This is a genomic window from Nocardia sp. NPDC059180, from assembly GCF_042754945.1.
Taxonomy (GTDB): Bacteria; Actinomycetota; Actinomycetes; order Mycobacteriales; family Mycobacteriaceae; genus Nocardia.
Genome location: NZ_JBHZBU010000001.1, coordinates 707,422 through 726,117, shown reverse-complemented (window position 1 = coordinate 726,117; position 18,696 = coordinate 707,422). Strand labels below are relative to the sequence as shown.

Annotated in this window: 17 protein-coding genes; 7 read left to right on the top strand and 10 right to left on the bottom strand. The window is 67.6% G+C overall.

The genetic code is table 11. The annotated features are described in order from the left end of the window. Nucleotides 1-57: 57 nt before the first annotated feature. Nucleotides 58-1,158: a septum site-determining protein Ssd gene (ssd, locus tag ACFXNW_RS03355; RefSeq protein ID WP_379415522.1), complete on the bottom strand. Its 1,101-nt coding sequence runs from the start codon at nt 1,156-1,158 to the stop codon at nt 58-60. A 355-nt stretch (nt 1,159-1,513) separates the two neighbouring features. On the opposite strand from ssd, the gene ACFXNW_RS03350 reads away from it, so the two are divergent. Then, complete coding sequence (locus tag ACFXNW_RS03350) at nt 1,514-2,353, top strand: HAD-IB family hydrolase (protein WP_379415521.1); 840 nt, start codon at nt 1,514-1,516, stop codon at nt 2,351-2,353. Between the two features lie 524 nt (nt 2,354-2,877). Here the strand turns inward: ACFXNW_RS03350 and ACFXNW_RS03345 are convergent. From ACFXNW_RS03345 to ACFXNW_RS03325, 5 genes are read right to left on the bottom strand one after another with little or no spacing between them, the layout of a single operon-like run. Continuing rightward, entirely contained in the window at nt 2,878-3,624 is a 747-nt protein-coding gene (locus ACFXNW_RS03345; RefSeq protein WP_379415520.1) for an oxidoreductase, read from the bottom strand. Nucleotides 3,625-3,653: 29 nt separating this feature from the next. Beyond that, nucleotides 3,654-5,342, bottom strand: a complete 1,689-nt coding sequence (locus tag ACFXNW_RS03340; protein WP_379416274.1) for a dipeptide ABC transporter ATP-binding protein — start codon at nt 5,340-5,342, stop codon at nt 3,654-3,656. A gap of 23 nt (nt 5,343-5,365) precedes the next feature. Further along, on the bottom strand, nt 5,366-6,325 hold the full coding sequence (locus ACFXNW_RS03335) for an ABC transporter permease (protein WP_379415518.1): 960 nt from the start codon (nt 6,323-6,325) through the stop codon (nt 5,366-5,368). 13 nt (nt 6,326-6,338) lie between these two features. Further along, nucleotides 6,339-7,265 carry an ABC transporter permease gene (locus ACFXNW_RS03330; protein WP_379415516.1) on the bottom strand — a complete coding sequence of 309 codons (927 nt, stop codon included), beginning with the start codon at nt 7,263-7,265 and terminating at the stop codon, nt 6,339-6,341. A gap of 24 nt (nt 7,266-7,289) precedes the next feature. Continuing rightward, nucleotides 7,290-8,903: an ABC transporter substrate-binding protein gene (locus ACFXNW_RS03325; protein WP_379416272.1), complete on the bottom strand. Its 1,614-nt coding sequence runs from the start codon at nt 8,901-8,903 to the stop codon at nt 7,290-7,292. 237 nt (nt 8,904-9,140) lie between these two features. On the opposite strand from ACFXNW_RS03325, the gene acs reads away from it, so the two are divergent. The 4 genes from acs (at nt 9,141) to ACFXNW_RS03305 (ending at nt 14,039) form a co-directional block, all read left to right on the top strand. Continuing rightward, a complete protein-coding gene (acs, locus tag ACFXNW_RS03320) occupies nt 9,141-11,099 on the top strand; it encodes an acetate--CoA ligase (RefSeq protein WP_379415515.1) in 1,959 nt (652 codons plus the stop codon). A gap of 188 nt (nt 11,100-11,287) precedes the next feature. Continuing rightward, nucleotides 11,288-12,499 carry a Na+/H+ antiporter NhaA gene (gene nhaA / locus ACFXNW_RS03315; protein ID WP_379415514.1) on the top strand — a complete coding sequence of 404 codons (1,212 nt, stop codon included), beginning with the start codon at nt 11,288-11,290 and terminating at the stop codon, nt 12,497-12,499. A gap of 28 nt (nt 12,500-12,527) precedes the next feature. Next, nucleotides 12,528-13,067, top strand: a complete 540-nt coding sequence (locus ACFXNW_RS03310; protein ID WP_375154370.1) for a phage holin family protein — start codon at nt 12,528-12,530, stop codon at nt 13,065-13,067. A gap of 36 nt (nt 13,068-13,103) precedes the next feature. Continuing rightward, on the top strand, nt 13,104-14,039 hold the full coding sequence (locus ACFXNW_RS03305; RefSeq protein WP_379415512.1) for an alpha/beta fold hydrolase: 936 nt from the start codon (nt 13,104-13,106) through the stop codon (nt 14,037-14,039). Between the two features lie 45 nt (nt 14,040-14,084). On the opposite strand, the gene ACFXNW_RS03300 is transcribed toward ACFXNW_RS03305, so the two are convergent. The 4 genes from ACFXNW_RS03300 to nth are packed head-to-tail and all read right to left on the bottom strand — an operon-like array spanning nt 14,085 to nt 17,435. Further along, nucleotides 14,085-15,278 carry a MarP family serine protease gene (locus tag ACFXNW_RS03300; protein ID WP_379415511.1) on the bottom strand — a complete coding sequence of 398 codons (1,194 nt, stop codon included), beginning with the start codon at nt 15,276-15,278 and terminating at the stop codon, nt 14,085-14,087. Beyond that, nucleotides 15,275-15,976, bottom strand: a complete 702-nt coding sequence (locus ACFXNW_RS03295) for an NUDIX hydrolase (RefSeq protein WP_379415510.1) — start codon at nt 15,974-15,976, stop codon at nt 15,275-15,277. Before ACFXNW_RS03295 ends, ACFXNW_RS03300 begins: the two co-directional genes overlap by 4 nt. Beyond that, complete coding sequence (locus tag ACFXNW_RS03290) at nt 15,973-16,635, bottom strand: redoxin family protein (protein ID WP_379415508.1); 663 nt, start codon at nt 16,633-16,635, stop codon at nt 15,973-15,975. The genes ACFXNW_RS03295 and ACFXNW_RS03290 overlap by 4 nt, the downstream gene beginning before the upstream one ends. Beyond that, entirely contained in the window at nt 16,632-17,435 is an 804-nt protein-coding gene (nth, locus tag ACFXNW_RS03285; RefSeq protein WP_379416271.1) for an endonuclease III, read from the bottom strand. The genes ACFXNW_RS03290 and nth overlap by 4 nt, the downstream gene beginning before the upstream one ends. A gap of 121 nt (nt 17,436-17,556) precedes the next feature. Between nth and ACFXNW_RS03280 the strand changes: the two genes are divergently transcribed. Both ACFXNW_RS03280 and ACFXNW_RS03275 read left to right on the top strand, forming a co-directional pair. Then, nucleotides 17,557-17,799, top strand: a complete 243-nt coding sequence (locus ACFXNW_RS03280) for a hypothetical protein (RefSeq protein ID WP_175584884.1) — start codon at nt 17,557-17,559, stop codon at nt 17,797-17,799. Between the two features lie 143 nt (nt 17,800-17,942). After that, entirely contained in the window at nt 17,943-18,617 is a 675-nt protein-coding gene (locus tag ACFXNW_RS03275; RefSeq protein WP_014348619.1) for a Crp/Fnr family transcriptional regulator, read from the top strand. Nucleotides 18,618-18,696: the final 79 nt, after the last annotated feature.

Below are 18,696 nucleotides of genomic sequence, written 5' to 3'. Positions count from 1 at the left end.
CCTTCGACCACTCGACCTCGACCGCCCCTGCCACCTGGGCCGTCCCTGCCCCACCACTCATCTCGCGCCCTCCTCCGGTGCGCCGAGCACCACCAGAACCGCATCAGCTGCCTCGCGCAGCGGCCCGCGCCCGACCGAGAGCCCGCCGCGTTCAAGCCGAGCGGACAACCCGGGTTGCGCACGGACAGCCGCCAGCAGCGGCAGGTCGAGCACTTCGGCGATCTCGGGCCCGCGCAGACCACCGGGCGCGGGGCCACGAACAACGAGTCCGCGGTTGGGATTTCGCCGGCTGATATGCGCCGAGACCGCTTCGGCGGCCGCGACGGCGCGCAGGCCCGCGGTAACCACGAGGACGACGAGATCGGCCGCGTCGAGCATCTGATCGGCCTGCGGGCCACGCTCCGCCGACACATCGCAGACGACGAGATCCCCTGCGCCACGGCCTGCTTCGATCACCGCGTGCATGCCGCCCCCACCGATCGCCGGGTGGGCACCGATGCCGCGTCCACAGGACAGGACCGCCAGCCCTGGCGCGGCCGCCGGTAATGCGCCGTGGAGTGCGGCAGCCGATACTCGGCCGTCGTCGACGATGAGGTCGGGCCAGCGCAGACCCGGTGTCTTCTCGATGCCGAGTAGCAAGTCCAGGCCACCGCCGAGCGGTGCGCCGTCGATGAGCAGGGTGTGACGGCGGAAGGCGGCTTCGGCCGAGCGCACGGCGATGGCGGCCGACAGCACCGAGGCGCCCGCTCCCCCGCATGCCCCGGTGACGGCCACCACGACGCCACCGCTCGCCCGGTGTTCACCGCGTTCGGCGAATGTCTCGATGAGCCCGACGGCCGCACCGGGTAGCGCGATGACGCGTTCGGCGCCGATGGCCGCGGCAGCCTGCCAGTCGAGTAAGCCGGGTTCACCGTCGGTGACGGTGACGACGCCGGCGCGGCGCAAGTACCCGGCTTCCGCACACTCCACCGCCGCGGGGGAGTCGAGTATCACCAGTGGTGCGCTCGCCCAGGTGTGTCTGCCGAGCGGCATATCGCGTTGTTCCACCTGCCGTCCGGCGGCGGCCGCAACGCGGCGGACTTCGTCGCGCAGGCCTGGTTCGCGGATGATCGCCAGTGCGGGCGCGGTGGGCGGCCGGTCGGTCGCTTCGAGGTCCATGCAGGTCAGCGTCGCGGAGTTCGGGTGTCGACGACAGGGCCGATTCGCCGAATGTGGATAACTCGCCTGCTGTGGATAACTGCGAAAAACGTCTGGTCAGCGCCGTACCCGACGCTGTGGAATCAGACTTGTCCCGAAATAGAGGACGGCCCCAGCCGGGGGGGGAGGAGGCTGGGGCCGTCGGGTTCAGCCCCGGGGGGTCGGGCTGAACGCGCCTGGAACATGTCCAGGTGCCAGCAATACTACACCGAAGGACCGGCGAAAGCGCAAGTCCAATGTTGAAGAAGTTTTGCGGGCCACAGGCCGCGTCTGGAGCGGGCGCGAAGCCGCGACGGACACCACATATCCTTGACCCGTGACGGCCAACGGCGAACAGCCCGGACATCCGCACGACGGCTCCCAGCGGGCCGGTCGCGTGGCGGCATTCTTCGACCTCGACAAGACCGTGATCGCGAAGTCGAGCACCTACGTGTTCAGCAAGCCGTTCTTCGCTCAGGGTCTGCTGAACCGGCGCGCGGTCCTGGAGAGCAGCTACGCGCATTTCATGTTCCTGCTCTCCGGCGCGGATCACGATCAGATGGAGCGCATGCGCGCCCACCTGACCAGCATGTGTGCCGGCTGGGATGTCGAACAGGTGAAATCCATTGTCGCCGAGACGCTGCACGAGCTGGTCGACCCACTCGTCTACGCCGAGGCGGCCGATCTGATCGCCGATCACAAGATCCGCGGGCACGATGTGGTGATCGTGTCGGCCTCCGGCGAAGAGATCGTCGCGCCGATCGCCGAGGCCCTCGGCGCCAACCACACTGCCGCCACCCGGATGGTTGTCGAGGACGGCAAATACACCGGCGAGGTCGAGTTCTACTGCTACGGCGAGGGCAAGGTCACCGCGATCGAAAAGCTCTCGGCCACCGAGGGATACGACCTGTCACGGTGCTACGCGTATTCGGATTCGATCACCGATCTGCCGATGCTCGGCGTGGTCGGGCATCCGACGGCGGTGAACCCCGATCGTGCCCTGCGCCGCGAGGCGGTGGCCAGGAGCTGGCCGGTCCTGACCTTCTCCAACCCGGTGTCGCTGTGGTCCAGGTTCCAGGCCCCGTCATCGACCACAGTGGCAGCGACGGCGGCGGTGGGATTGAGCGCGGTATTGGCCGGCGCGATCAGCTACCGATTGCTGCGCAGGCGCCACTGACGAGGCGCACCGGCCCCGGATGCGCGGTCGCTCGGCGGCCGCTTGCCAGGCGTTGGCCGGTACGGCCGTACAAGACCGCGACGCGCGCTGCGACCTGGGATTTAAACACGAAACACCGGAAGACACGCCGATAATTCGATGTTTTCCAACCCCTTGATGTGAGTGCAATCACAGTGTAGAAATGAAGGCACGGAAGGACGGAAGGCCAGGACGGAGTCGGAAGAGAAGGCTCAGCCCCCCATCCCACCCTTCCCAGCACGGACGCCAGGCACCCACGCGGAGCGCGCCGCGACAAGGGCAAAAGCGTTGTGGGCCTGCGACATTCGAGCTGCCGACGGCGAGCGCCTCGCATAAATGCGGGGATGAGCCGCGGTGGATTCGGATCAATCGCCGAGGCCGCAGAACACAACCCACCCAGCACGCTTGGTAACCAGGTGATCCGTGCTAGCGGGCGGTGAGGTCGGAGACGACAACGCCGCCCGCTTCGATATGTCCACCCTTCTCAACACCCCCGAAATGCTCCCTTAACCCGAGGCGGCGTCGGCGATCGACGTCGCCTCTCGCGCGCCGTCCTCCAGCGCGCCGCAGCACAGGATCACCCAGCCCCCGACCGACTCGGCCGTTCCCGACCCGAACGCCGCCGCGCCCTCCAGATAGGCCTGCCGTCTGCGCAGCCAGAAGACTTCGGGCACGCCGAGGCTGTGTGGGTCCAGCCCACTCGACACCGCGACCAACCGTGACGCGGCCCTGGCGACGATCCCGTCGGCCGTGCCGAACGGCCGCAGCGTCAGTAGCTCACCGTGCACCACCGCGGCGATGACCGGAGCCGGCGCCGACGATCCGAGCACGGTCTGCGCGAGCAGGTCCAGTCGCTGCGCCACCCCGCCGTCGCTACGCGGCCTGCCGAGTTCGGCCTCGTCGGAGACCAGATCAGCCGCGGCCAGTAGATGCAACCGAGCCAATGCCTGCAGCGGCGCCCGCTGCCAGGTCCCGACCAGATTGCGCAGCGCATCGCCGTCGAGGGCCTGCCCGACGCGCAGCGATCCCGCCAGAATCGGATCGGTGACGTTGCCGTCGGCGGGCAGCTCGACACTGCCGCCATCGATCGCCGCCGAGGACCTCGCGGCCCGCACCGCGGCCTCGGCCGCGGTGGTCGGCCAGCCGCGCCGGTTGCTCTTGTGCCGATGGACCTCGGCGAGCGCATCGCGGGCCTTGTCGGCGGCGGCGCGCACACCGGGCAGATCGACGAGGGGCTGCAGCGGATCGGTCACGGCATACGAGGCTACTGCCGTCACATCGGTCAGCTCATCAGCAGGTCCCGGCCGGGGATGGCGTCGAGCAGCCTGCGGGTGTAGTCCTCACGTGGGTTGTCGAATACCTCGTCGGTGGTGGCGGCCTCGACCACGCGGCCTGCCCGCATCACCAGAACATCGTCGGCGATCTGGCGCACCACGGCCAGATCGTGGGTGATGAACAGATACGACAGCCCGAGTTCGGCCTGCAGGTCGTTGAGCAGATCCAGGATCTGCGCCTGTACCAGCACGTCCAGCGCCGAGACCGCCTCGTCACAGACCACAAGCTCCGGCTCCAGAGTGAGTGCGCGGGCGATCGCGACGCGTTGCCGCTGACCACCGGAGAGTTCGTTCGGATAGCGCGACAGCACATCCGACGGCAGCGCCACCTTGTCGAGCAGATCACGCACCTTGGCATCGCGTTCGACGCGAGTGCCGATGCCGTGAGTGCGCAACGGTTCGGTGAGGGTGCGGTGGATCGAGTACATCGGGTCGAGCGAGCCGTAGGGATTCTGGAAGATCGGCTGTACCCGGCGCCGGAACCCCAGCGGCGATTTCCGGCTCAGCCGCGCCACATCGTCGCCGCCGAAGGACACCGTCCCCGATGACGGCTCGAGCAGCCCGAGCACCATCTGCGCGACCGTCGACTTCCCCGACCCGGATTCGCCGACGATTGCCGTTGTGGTGCCGCGTCGCATCCGGAATGTGACCTCGTCCGCAGCAAGCAGTTCGGTCGATTTCCACGGCACCGATCCACGAATCCGGTAACGCTTGGTGAGCCGGTCGGCAACCAGGATCTCCTCGGCCGCAACAGAATCCACCGCGACCTCGCCGGGACCTGTTTCCTCGGCGACCTCGATCGACCGCCGCCGCACCTGGGCGCGCGTCGCGCTCACCGAACCGCGACCGGCCGCCAGCGACGGCGCCGAATCGACCAGTCGCCGGGTGTATTCGTGCTGTGGATCGCGCAGAATCTCCAGTGCCGGACCTGATTCCACCACTCGGCCGCGATACATCACCACCAGATGTTCGGCTCGTTCGGCGGCCAGGCCGAGGTCGTGGGTGATCAGCAGCATCGCGGTACCGAGCTGCGCGGTGAGCTCGTCGATGTGGTCGAGGATCTGCCGTTGCACGGTGACGTCGAGCGCGGAGGTCGGCTCGTCGGCGATGAGCAGCTCCGGACGGCCGGACAAGCCGATCGCGATCAGAGCCCGCTGACGCAGCCCACCGGACAGCTCATGCGGGTACTGATTCACCCGGTGCTCGGGGTCCGGGATACCCGCCTCGCGCAGCAGCTCGACGGCACGCTCACGCGCCGCCCGTCCGCGCGCGATCCCATTGGCTTCCAGGGTTTCACTGATCTGGAAGCCGATCTTCCACACTGGGTTCAGGTTCGACATCGGGTCCTGCGGCACGAATCCGATACCGTTGCCGCGCACCGCGACCAGCTCGGATTCCGGGGCTTTCGCCAGCTCGCGGCCACCGAATCGGATCTGTCCCGACACGACCTGTCCGCCGCTGGGTAGCAGCCCGATCACCGCGTGCGCGGTGGTCGACTTACCTGAACCGGATTCGCCGACGATGGCGACCGTCTGGCCGGGGTAGACCGTCAGGTCGACACCGCGCACCGCGTCGACGCGTTCGTCGCCGGAACCGAACGCGACGCGCAGGTCGCAGATCTCGAGCAGCGGGCTCATCTGATCGGCACCGGGTTCGCCGCTCACGCTCGCCTCCTGCGCGATTTCGGATCCAGGGCGTCGCTGAGTGCGTCGCCGAGCATGATGAAGCTGAGCACCGTCACCGCGAGCGCCGTCGCGGGATAGAACAGGATCAGCGAACCGCCGCGCAACTGCTGCTGACCGGTCGCGATATCGGCGCCCCAGGACACCTCGGTGGGCGGCAGTCCGACGCCGAGAAACGATAGCGTGGCCTCGGTGACGATGAAGACGCCGAGCCAGATGGTGGTCACCACGATCACCGGTCCGAGCGAGTTCGGCAGCACGTGGCGCAGCAGAGTGCGCATCCGCGATACCCCCAATGCTCGTGCCGCCAGCACGTATTCGCTGTTCTTGGCCGAGATGACGGCGCCACGCGCGATCCGGGCCACCTGCGGCCAGGTGAATCCGGCCAGGATGACGATCACCAGCCAGATGGTGCGGCTCTCCGACAGCTGCATGACGACGATGGCGGCCAGCATCAACGGAATCGCGTACACGATCTCCGAGATCCGGGAGATGATCGAATCGAGCGGCCCACCGTAGAAGCCTGCCAACGCGCCGAGCGTCGCGCCGATCGACACGAACAGCAGCGACGCGCCGACGCCCGTCAGCACCGACGCCCGCGCGCCGTAGACGGTGCGCGCGTAGATATCGCAACCCTGCAGATCGAAGCCGAACCAGTGCTGCGAGCTCGGCGGCAGCAGGCTGTTGTCGACCACGCAATAGCGCGGGTCCTGGTCGGTGAACAGCCCGGGGAAGAAGGCCAGCAGCAGGACCAGCACGATCAGCGCGACCGACACCAGGAACAGCGGATTGCGCCGCAACCCCTGCCACGCCTCGCCCCAGAATCCGCGCGGTGCCCCGGCGACGCGCACCCGATCGACCGTGTCGACCTCGACCGCATCGGCCGGTGCGACCCAGCGCTGCTGGCCCGGACGGGCCTGCGGACGCTCATCGGACATGCTCACTCCCTTCTCACGCGTAGCGGATCCGCGGATCGAGGGCCGCGTACAGCAGATCGACGATCAGGTTGGCGAGCAGGAACACCACGATCAGCACGGTCACGAAGGAGACGACAGTCGGCGCCTCACCCCGCACCACCGCCTGATAGAGCGTGCCGCCGACGCCAGGAATATTGAAGATGCCCTCGGTCACGATCGCCCCGCCCATCAGCGCACCGAGATCGGCGCCGATGAAGGTGACCACCGGGATCAGCGAATTGCGCAGGATGTGGGCCACGACGACTCGGCGACGCGACAGGCCCTTGGCGGTGGCGGTGCGCACGTAGTCGGCGTCCCGGTTCTCCACCACCTGGCTGCGGGTCAGCCGCAGGACATAGGCGAACGACAGCGCCCCGAGGACCATGGCGGGCACGATCAGCCGGGAGAAGCTGGCGTCCGCGCCGACTGTCACCGGCGCGATGCCCCATTCGATACCGAACAGGTACTGGGCGAGGAACGCGAGCACGAACACCGGCACCGCGATGACGATCAGGCTGGCCACCAACGTCGTCGAATCGAACAGCTTGCCTTTGCGCAGCCCGGCGATGACACCGAAGAACACGCCGAACACCGTCTCGAACAGCACCGCGAGCAATGCCAGCCGGAAGGTGATCGGGAAGGCGCGCGCCAGCTCCTCGCTGATCGGGCGGCCGGAGAAGGACGTGCCGAGATCGAAGGTGAAGATGCCCTTCAGGTAGTACAGGTACTGCACGATGAACGGCTGGTCCAGGTGGTAGCGGGCCTGCAACTGGGCTTCCAGCGCCGGCGTCAACGTGCGGTCACCGGCGAGTGCGGCCACCGATCCACCCGAGACCTTGTAGATCAGGAAGTAGATGAGCAGGGTGGCGCCGAAGAACACCGGAATCATCTGCAACAGCCGCCGCACGATGTACCAGGCCATGGGCTCTCCTCACTCTCCGGCGGCTCAGCGCAGTTCGATGTTCTCGAAGTCCGCCAGGCCGTTCCAGGCGAAGGTGACATTGCGGACGCGCTCGGAGTACCCGGCGGAGTTCACGTAGTCGAAGACGGGAATGGTCGGCAGATCGCGCAGCAGCAACGTCTGCGCCTGCCCGACCAGCTCCCAGGACTGTTCCTCGGTCGGCGCCGCTTCGGCCGCGGCGATCAGAGCGTCGAATTCCGGGTTGTCGTAGTCGAAGTCGTTGGTGGCGGAGTTACTGAGAAACCCCGGCTCGAGGAATTGCAGCATAGTCGGGTAGTCGCCCTGCCAGCCGGAACGGAAGGCCTTGCCGATGGTGCGTGAGGTGATCTGGTCGCGCAGCTGCTTGAAGGTCGGGTAGGCGGCGCCGACGGCTTCGATGCCCAGGGTGTTCTTGATGCTGTTGGCGACCGCGTCGACCCAGGCCTGATGGCCACCGTCGGCGTTGTAGGCGATCTCGAAGCGCCCTCGCCACGGCGAGATCTCGTTCGCCTGCGCCCAGAGCCTGCGGGCCTCATCGGGGTTGTAGTCGAGGACCTCGGAGCCGGGCAGGTTCGGGTTGTAGCCAGGAAGCACACGTGAGGTGTAGTCGCGCGCCGGTTTCCGGGTGCCGCGGAAGATCTTGTCGCCGATGCGTTCGCGCTGGATCGCCATCGAAATGGCGTGCCTGCGCAACCGGCCTTCCTCGCCGTCGAAATGCGGCAGGCCGGGCTGGGTGCCGATCCACTGGTTCTGCGCGGTGGGCGCGGATACGGCGCGCTTGCCGAGGTCGTCGTCGACGACGGTCAGCGCACTGGGCGGAACGGTGTCGAGCACATCGAGATTTCCGGCCAGCAGATCCGAGTAGGCCGCGTCGAAGTTGGAGTAGAACACGAAGGTCAGGCCCTTGTTCCGAGCCGGTCGCCCGCCGCGGTAACTCTCGTTGGGCACCAGATCCAGCTTCACGTCGTGCTGCCAGGCATCACCGTCGGCGAACCGGTAGGGGCCATTGCCGATCGGGCGCTGACCGAACGCGTCGATATCCTCGAACGCCACCTCGGGCAGCGGGTAGAACGGTGCGTACGCCAACCTGGTGCGGAAATCGATGGTCGGCGCCTTCAAATCGACGGTGAATGTGAGGTCGTCGAGCACGCGCAGCCCCGACATCGTCTGCGCGCGTGGCGGATCGGCCTGGACGTCGTCGAAGCCGACGATCGGTTCATAGGTGTAGCTCTGCAGCTGCGCGTTGGTGATCAGTGCACCGAAATTCCAGCCGTCGACGAACGAGTGCGCGGTGACCGGTGAGCCGTCGCTGAAGGTCCAGCCCGGTTTCAGGCGGATCAGGTAGTGCTGCTGGTCGGTGGTCTCGATGGATTGGGCGACCTCGTCGTGCAGGCCGCCCTTCGCATCTATGCGGCGCAGCCCGGCGAAGAGCCGGTCGACGACGCGGCCGCCGCCGTTCTCATTGGTGTTCGACGGGACCAGTGGATTCTGCGGTTCGGAGCCGTTGACCGCGATGGACTCGCCGAGCGCCGGAGTGATGGTGCAGGCGGGCAGGCTCGCGGCACACAGCAGGGCCAGCATCAGTGCCGCGACCAAGGACCGAATCCGCGTCCGCCGCATATGCACCCCCGAATCGTCATCGTCGCCCGAACCCGCGGCCATGCGCAGGCCGCGTCCGGCAGCGCCGATCAGGAGCCGACGATAACCACCGCACCACCGGTTTGTCAGTCGACCGCGCCGAACTCGTGTCCGCCATATCGGCCGCCCACCCGATGGACACACTCGCAGCGGCGTGGGTCACAGTTGACTACTGTCGAAACCGGCCGCATGCGCAGGTGATGTGAAGGAAGTGACGAGATGACCGAAACCACCGCCGATCACCAGGACTCGTACCCGCCGAGCGCGGCATTCGCCGCCACCGCCAACGCCGATGCCGAGATCTACCGGCGCGCCGAATCCGACCGCGACGCCTTCTGGGCCGAGCAGGCCGACCGCCTGCACTGGCATGAGCGGTGGTCGCAGGTGCTGGACTGGTCGAACGCGCCGGTCGCCGAGTGGTTCGTCGACGGCAAGCTCAATGTGGCCTACAACTGCGTCGACCGGCATGTGCTCGACGGTCACGGCGACCAGGTCGCGATTCACTGGGAGGGCGAACCGGGCGATTCCCGCGCCATCACCTACTCCGAACTGCTGGCCGAGGTCAGCCGTGCGGCGAACTATCTGACCGAGCTCGGTCTCGAGGCCGGCGACCGGGTCGCCATCTACATGCCGATGGTTCCCGAGGCGATCGTCGCGATGCTGGCCTGTGCCCGGCTCGGGCTCACCCATTCGGTGGTTTTCGCCGGGTTCTCCCCTTCCGCGCTGCGGCAGCGGGTCGACGACGCCCGCGCCCGGCTGGTCATTACCACCGACGGCCAGTGGCGCCGTGGAAAGCCCGCCCCGCTCAAGGAAGCGGTGGACGAGGCGCTCTACGCCGGCGGCGATGTGCCGCACAGCGTCGAGCACGTGCTGGTGGTGCGCCGCACCAATGCCGAGGTGCCCTGGACCGAGGGCCGCGACCTGTGGTGGCACGAAACCGTCGCCCAAGCCTCCCCCCAACACCAAGCCCAAGCCTTCGACGCCGAACACCCCCTGTTCATCCTCTACACCTCCGGCACCACCGGAAAACCCAAAGGCATCCTGCACACCAGCGGCGGCTACCTCACCCAAACCGCCTACACCCACCACAACGTCTTCGACCACAAACCCGGCGCCGACGTCTACTGGTGCACCGCCGACATCGGCTGGGTCACCGGCCACAGCTACATCGTCTACGGCCCCCTCGCCAACCGCGCCACCCAAGTCGTCTACGAAGGCACCCCGAACTTCCCTGATGAGCACCGCCACTGGCAGATCATCGAAAAGTACGGCGTCACCATCTATTACACGGCGCCGACGCTCATCCGCACCTTCATGAAGTGGGGACGTGAGATCCCCGACGCCCACGATCTGTCCTCGTTGCGGGTGCTGGGTTCGGTGGGTGAGCCGATCAATCCCGAGGCATGGCGCTGGTACCGCGAGGTCATCGGGGCGGGCACCACGCCCATCGTCGACACCTGGTGGCAGACCGAGACCGGGTCCATCATGATCTCCCCGCTGCCCGGCGTCACCGCCGCCAAACCCGGCGCCGCCATGACTCCGTTGCCCGGTATCTCCGCGCAGGTCGTCGACGAGGAGGGCCACCTTGTGCGCCCGGCGGGCGATTCGGCGGTCGTCGGCTATCTCGTGCTCGACCAGCCGTGGCCGTCGATGTTGCGCGGTATCTGGGGCGATATGGAGCGGTACAAGGCGACCTATTGGGACCGCTACGCCGAACAAGGCTGGTATTTCGCCGGTGACGGCGCGAAACTCGACGCCGACGGCGACCTGTGGGTGCTCGGCCGCGTCGATGACGTCATGAACGTCTCCGGGCACCGCATCTCCACCGCCGAGGTCGAGTCCGCGCTGGTCGGGCATGCCGGGGTGGCCGAGGCCGCGGTGGTCGGCGCCAACGACGCGACCACCGGACAGGGCATCGTCGCCTTCGTCATCCTCACCGCGGAGGCCACCGACACCGGCGCGGCACTGGTGGACGAACTCAAGGCCGAAGTGGCCAGGGAGATCAGCCCGATCGCGCGGCCGCGCGAGATCCACGTGGTACCGGAACTGCCGAAGACCCGCAGCGGCAAGATCATGCGCAGGCTGCTGCGCGACGTCGCCGAGGGCCGTGAACTCGGCGATACCTCGACACTGGTGGATCCGCATGTTTTCGAGGCGATCCGGGCCTCGCGCACCTGAGTCGGACCGGCGGATTTCCGGCAGGAACGGCCACGCTACGCCCGGTGGCTTCGGTTGTCACCGGGCGTAACCGTTAGAATTGCGTAAGGTGTGCCGGGAAGTCTGGTCGGCGCGCGTACGGGTACCACGAGAGCCGGGCGGCTCGGTGGCGCGTGCGCGGTCCTGGCCGACCTGTCGAGAGGTTTCCCGTGATCACAGCGGCGCGCTCCGAACTATCCCGATATCTGCGCACCGAAACTGTCGGTGGCACACTACTTCTCATCGCGGCTGCGGTGGCATTGCTGTGGGTGAACTCGCCATGGAGTGCGGCCTACGAAACGATGACCGACGCCGTGCTGGCCATTCCGCCGCTGCATCTGGAACTCACTCTGGCCGACTGGACCAAGGATGGACTGCTCGCGGTCTTCTTCTTCGTCGCAGGCCTCGAGCTCAAACGTGAACTCGTCGTCGGTGAACTCGCCGACCGCAAACGGGCCGCGCTGCCGATCATTGCCGCGGTCGGCGGTGTGATCACGCCGGCGATCATCGCGTACCTGGTCGGCTACGGCGTCCCCGGTATGGACCGCGGGTGGGCCATACCGGTCGCCACCGATATCGCGTTCGCGCTGGCCGTACTCGCCATGACCGGCTCACGCGTCCCGCCGAGCGCGCGGGTATTCCTGCTGAGCCTGGCGGTGGTCGACGACTTGCTGGCCATCATCCTTATCGCGGTGCTGTTCACGGCGGGGTTGTCGCTGCTGTGGCTGCTCACCGCGATCGCCTGCTTCGCCGGCTGGTGGCTGGCCCAGCACAAGCGCATCCGCACACCGCTGGTGTACATACCGCTGGCGCTGGTGGCGTGGTACGCCTTGCACGAGGCGGGCGTGCACCCGACGCTGGCGGGTGTGGGATTGGGCCTGTTGACCCGAGTCCACAAGGACCCCGGCGAGTCCGAGGCGCCCGCCACCCGCTGGGAACACCTGTTCCAGCCGATCTCGGCCGGACTGTGCGTGCCGCTGTTCGCACTGTTCGCCTCCGGAGTTCCGTTGAACAGCAGCGTGTTCGGCCAGCTGTTCACCGATCGGCTGCCGCTGGCGATCATCGCCGGGCTGCTGCTCGGCAAAACCATCGGGATCATGGGCTCGAGCTGGCTCGCGATCCGGCTCGGCATCGCCAAACGCCCCGCGCACCTCGGTTATCGCGATATGTTCGCCCTGTCGGTGCTCGGCGCGATCGGCTTCACGGTTAGCCTGCTCGTGGCAGAACTCGCGCTGGATGACGAAGCCGCCGTGGAATTGGCCAAGGCAGCGGTGCTGGTGACCTCTATGGCGGCATCACTGGCCGGTTCGGCGCTACTGTTGCGGCGTGGGCGTGTCCACCAGGCGCGGCGTGACGCGCGTGCGCTAGAACGAGAACAATGATGCCTGGACAGGGAGAAGGGTCGACCAAGTGAGTGTCACACAGGGCGGTAACGGACGCGACGCGCATCGAGACGGCTCTCCGCACGATCCCGGACGCACCGTGACCGCGATCCCCCTGTCCGAGGTCGACCCGACCGCATCGGCGAGCTTCGGCACCCTGGTGCGCGATGCCACCGAACAGGTCTCGACGCTGGTACGTGCCGAAGTCGAACTGGCCAAGGCCGAGGTCACCGGCGAGATCAAGAAGGGGCTGCAGGGCAGCGTCTTCTTCATCGTCGCGTTGACCATTCTGTTGTTCAGCAGTTTCTTCTTCTTCTTCGCCGTCGCCGAAACGCTCGACATCTGGCTGTACCGGTGGGCGGCGTTCTGGATCGTGTTCGCGCTGATGGTCATCGCCACCGTCACCTTCGCCTTCCTCGGCTACCGCAAGGTCAAGAAGCTGCGGGCGCCGGAGAAGACCATCGACTCGCTCAAGCAGACCCGCACGGTGCTGCCGAGCGGGCTCGGCGCGCACGGCAAGCATGAGCTGACCGCCGACAAGATCGCCATGGACAAGCCGTCCCGCTGAGACACGCCGGACCGGGGCCTACTACGCTCGGTCGGCGTGGCGTCGAACTTCCTGCCGGACCCGTCCAGCGTCCGTTATGACGGTCCGTGGACGCACCGCGACGTTCACGCCAACGGCATCCGTTTCCATATCGTCGAGGCCGCGCCCGACCGCACGGATGCGCCGCTGGTGGTGCTGCTGCACGGGTTCGCCGACTTCTGGTGGTCCTGGCGGCATCAGCTGACCGGACTCGCCGAACTCGGCTACCGCGTCGTCGCGGTGGATCTGCGCGGTTACGGCGACAGCGACAAACCGCCACGCGGCTACGACGGCTGGACCCTGGCCGGCGATATCGCCGGTCTCATCCGCGCTCTCGGCCATACCGATGCCACCTTGGTCGGCCATGCCGACGGCGGTCTGGTGTGCTGGGCGACGGCGGTGCTGCATCCGCGGCTGGTGCGCGCGATCGCGGTGATCGGCTCACCGCATCCGGCCGCGCTCAAGAGCGCGATCCTGCGCGACCGCGCCCAGCGGGCGACCTGGCTGCCGAACTTCCTGCGCTACCAGCTGCCCCGGTATCCGGAGTATCTGCTGACCCGCGGTGACGGCGCCGAGGTCGAGCGGCTGCTGCGGGATCGGGTGCGCACCGGCTTTACCGAAGGCGGCGAATTCGCCGATACCGCACTCCGGATGCGCTCGGCCATCCAGATCGCCGGTGTCGCCCATTGCGCCCTGGAATATCAGCGCTGGGCCTTCCGCAGCCAGTGGCGGCCGGATGGTCGCAGGTTCATGGCAATCATGCGCAAGCCGATCGATATCCCTGTGCTGTCGCTGCGTGGTGAACAGGACCGGTATGTGCTGACCGCGACCATTCATCGCGGCCACCGGCTCTCCCCGCAACGCAGCGTGGTCACCATTCCGGACGCCGGGCATTTCGCCCATCAGGAAAATCCGGACGCGGTCACCACCGAGCTGGCCAAACTGCTGGCTTGAGCCTCGGGCGTCCGGCGGGACAATTCCGCCGGACGCATTCCCCGATCAGCTCAGCACACACGGCCCTGTCGCGACCGGCGACGTCGATCCGACCGCCGCGGCGAGCTGGCGGCTCACCTCCTGCAGCGTGAGCACATAGCCGGTGTCGTCGTCGGTCACCGCGGCGCCGAACACCACGCCGAGCACATTGCCCTCGGCATCCACCAGCGGCCCACCGGAATTACCGGCGCGCACCTGTCCACGCACGGTGTAGACCTCGCGTTCGATGTCGCCGTCGCGGTAGATGGTCGGGCCGGTCAGGTCCAGCGTCTCGCGGACCCTGGCCGCGCTCGCGGTATAGCGCCCGCCGCCCGGGTAGCCGAGCACGATCGCGCTGTCACCCGAACGTGCGGGAGCCGTGGCTTGATCGATCACCGGGGCGGTGAGCCCGGGCACCGACAGCACTGCGACGTCGGTGGACGGATCGAACAGCACCACATCGGCTTCCAGTGGACCGGTAGCCGTATCGACGGTGACACTGGTCGTGCCCGCGACGACGTGCGCGTTGGTCATCACCCGCTCATGCTCGACAACGAAGCCCGAACCCTCCAGCGCCCGCTGGCAACTCGGCGCGACGCCGCGAATACGCAACACGCTCTGCTGCAACTGGGCGGCGACCGGGCTGGCCAGCACGCTCGGGTCCGGCGGCTCGACGGCCGCGATCGGCGCCCGACCGAACGGCCCGATCACGTCGGGCAGGCCCGAGGTGTTCAGCAGTTTGGAGAACTCGTTGGGCAGCTTGCGCAACCAGTTCGGCGCGACGTCGTTGACATCGGCAAGCACCCGGGAACCGTTGATCGCGGTCGCGATGGACGGCTGGGCCGAGGTGGCCAGCGGCAACGCCAGCAGCCAGGCGATCACCAGCACCGCAACCGCCTGCAGCGCCGCACCGACGACGCTGTCGACGCTGCGGGTGAAGGGATGGCGCATCCCGCCGCGTGCCGCGCGCCCGAGCACCATGCCCGCGACCTCGCCGACGATCACCAGCACCACGATCAGCAGCACACCGGCCAGTACCCGGCTGCGGCCCTCACCGATGTGGATCAGGATATGCGGCGCTATCAAGATGCCTGCGACCGCGCCGAGTACGACACCGAGGAACGCCAGTGCCGAGGCGACCGCGCCTTGCCGCCAGCCCGAGGAGGCGGCCAGCAGCGCGAGCACGACCACCGCGATATCGAGCCAGGTCGATGCGCTCACAGCGTCATCCCCACCGCGGCGAGGGAGGTCTCCAGATCGCGCACATCGGTGCGGTCCCAGTCGCGCTCCCAGCCGAGCGTGGTGATCAGCCCGGCGAGAATGCCGCCGGTCAGGCCCCACACCAGCATCCCGTCCACCTGGAAGGCCGGGCTCTTGTAGCCGAGGCTGCCACGGACGAGGAACCGGTTCGCCGGATCGAGCAGATCGGACAACGACACGCGCACCACCCGTTCGGTTTCACTCTGATCGACCACGCGCACCTCACTCGGCGTGCGCCAATACGCCACCACCGGTGTCACATCGAACCGGGACGGCGGCACGAACAATTTCGGCAGCACCGCGACCGGCTCGACGCCGCCACGATCCAGTCCGGTTTCCTCCCACGCCTCGCGCAGCGCGGTGTCGATCGGTCCGGTGTCACCGGGATCGACCGCGCCGCCGGGGAAGGCGACCTGCCCGCGATGCTGGCGCATGGTGGAGGCGCGCTGGGTCAACAGCACCTCGGCGTCGGCGGGCAGCCCGCCCGGCGCGCTCGGATCCGGTTCCTGGGAGCCGCCGAACAGGACCAGCACCGCCGCCTGGCGGGGCGGGGAGGTGAAGGTCATGACCCGGCGCAAGGCGCGGGCCTTGGCCAGAGTGTCGGAGAAGTCGTCGTGCGACTGCTCGGCCCCTGCCAGCCAGGGCGGAATGTCGGTCATGAGGAAACTCCCAGCGCCCCGGAAACGGTGTCGGCGATGTCGTCGACATCGTGGAACGGACGAGCGATGTATTCGGCGATCGAACCGTCCGGGCGGACAAGCACGGTGATCGGCAGCGCGGTCGGCGCACCGGCGGCCGCACGCACGGCGGCATCCGGATCCTCGACGGCGGGCATGGTCAGCGGCGGGCGGCCCGCGGCGCGCTGCGCGTCGTTCAACGCGGTCAGCAGCGCGAGGGCTTTGTTCTCCGCTGGGTCACTGTGCACGGTCAGCACCGTCACCGCGGGGCCGACCTTGCTCGCGTACTCCTGCAGAATCGGCAACTCGGTCCGGCACGGCTCACACCAGTAGGCCCACAGATTCAGGACCGCGGGTTTGCCTGCGAGGGCGGCGGCGAGGTCCACGGGTTTACCGTCGGCCAGGCAGGTCAGCGACAGGCCGGCGAGCGGGCCCGAACCCACCGCACCGTCGACGGGGCGCGGGCATTCGGTGAGACCGGCTGCGGCGCGCAGTTGGGGGTCCACGCGCGCTGCTGCGGTGGGCCGGTCCTCGACGCCGACGGGCTCGTCCGCACCGCGCGGCCACAGCGCGACGGCGATCGCGACCACCACGATCAGCCCCGACAACACCCAGCGCCACCCAACAGGAACTCGGCTCACCGGCCCACCAGCTCGAGCAGATGCTCCGCTTCCGGCCCCTTCACCAGCTCGGCGGCGGCGTCCGGATCGGTCGGCCCGATCCCGAACGAGGGACAGTCCTTGGCCAGCAGGCACACCCCGCAGGCCGGTTTGCGCGCATGGCAGACCCGGCGACCGTGAAAGATCACCCGATGGGACAGCAGTGTCCACTCCTTGCGCTCGATCAGCTCGCCGACGGCATGTTCGACCTTGACCGGATCGTCGTCGGTCGTCCATCCCCAGCGGCGCACCAGCCGGCCGAAGTGGGTGTCGACGGTGATACCCGGCACCCCGAACGCGTTACCGAGGATGACGTTGGCAGTCTTACGCCCGATGCCGGGCAACCGGACCAGTTCCTCCATGGTGTGAGGCAACTCACCATCGAATGTTTCCAGGAGGGCTTGTCCGAGACCGATGAGCGAGCTCGTCTTGTTCCGGTAGAAGCCGGTGGGACGGATGTACTCCTCCAGCTCGGCCCGATTGGCCTCGGCATATGCGCGGGCGTCAGGGTACTTGGCAAAAAGCGCGGGCGTGGTGAGATTCACGCGCACATCGGTGCACTGCGCGGAAAGTATTGTCGCGACCGCCAATTCCAGCGGAGTGGTGAAATCCAATTCGCAATGCGCGTCCGGAAAAGCCAGCGCCAGTTTTCGGTTCATCCGGCGGGCGCGGCGGACAAGACCGAGTCGGGTTTCCGCCGGTCGAGAGCGGGTTTTCGGTCTCGGCGCACCGGCGGTGGCCGGAGCAGGATCAGCCGCCGCAGCGGAGACGGAAGGCCCGATCCCGGCGGCGGTGGAGGGGGAGACACGCACCCGTCCACCATACGGAACGCACCGACATCGTTGCCGTCCCAGATCTGGTGCCGTGTTCCATCTGAGACCTGGACAGTGTTTACTGCTCGGCATGCAAGGACTCGCTGTGGTGCTCTTCCCAGTGGCGTTAATGCTGTTCGCCCTGGGTATGGAGCGGGTCGAGAACCGGCTCCGCAAACTTCTCGAACCCGACGAAGAAGTTCAGCTGTACTTGGACAAGGCAAGCAACGCCGAGGTGAAAGAGCTGACAAAGCTCGGTCTGCCCGCGGCGGTGGCCCGCATGCGCAGGCGCCGCTCCCGCACTGAAGACCTGGACGTCGCCCGGGCCAGCTGAGGTTTCGCGACCGAAGTTCACGCCACGCATTACTGTCGTTACGTGGTGTCTGTCACTACGCGCCAAGAATGCCGCGTAGACTGCACTGTCGGCCGACCCACTTCGGTCCAGGACTACAGCCATATCCCATAAGGAGCACATTCGTGGACGAGGCCCTCGCCAGAGCAGGCATCTTCCAAGGCGTAGAGCCCACCGCGGTGGCGGCACTCGCCAAACAACTGCAGCCCGTGGATTTCCCGCGCGGCCATGTCATCTTCAACGAGGGTGAGCCCGGCGATCGGCTGTACATCATCACGTCCGGCAAGGTGAAAATCGGTCGCCGTTCCCCGGACGGCCGGGAGAACCTGCTGACCATCATGGGCCCGTCGGACATGTTCGGCGAGCTGTCGATCTTCGACCCCGGCCCGCGTACCTCGACCGCGACCACGGTCACCGAGGTCCGCGCGGTCACCATGGACCGTGAGGCGCTCAAGTCTTGGATCGACCAGCGCCCCGAGATCGCCGAGCAGTTGCTGCGCGTGCTGGCCCGCCGCCTGCGCCGCACCAACAACAACCTCGCCGACCTCATCTTCACCGACGTTCCCGGTCGTGTCGCCAAGGCGCTGCTGCAGCTCGCCCAGCGGTTCGGCACCCAGGAGGCCGGTGCGCTGCGCGTCACCCACGATCTCACCCAGGAAGAGATCGCCCAGCTGGTCGGCGCCTCCCGCGAAACCGTGAACAAGGCTCTGGCCGACTTCGCGCACCGCGGCTGGCTGCGGCTCGAGGGCAAGAGCGTGCTGATCTCCGACTCCGAGCGCCTGGCCCGGCGCGCGCGCTGATCTCGCGCACATACGCATAGTCGTCAGAGGCCCGGCCCCCCAACAAGCGGGCCGGGCCAATCGCCGGCGCGCCAGGTGA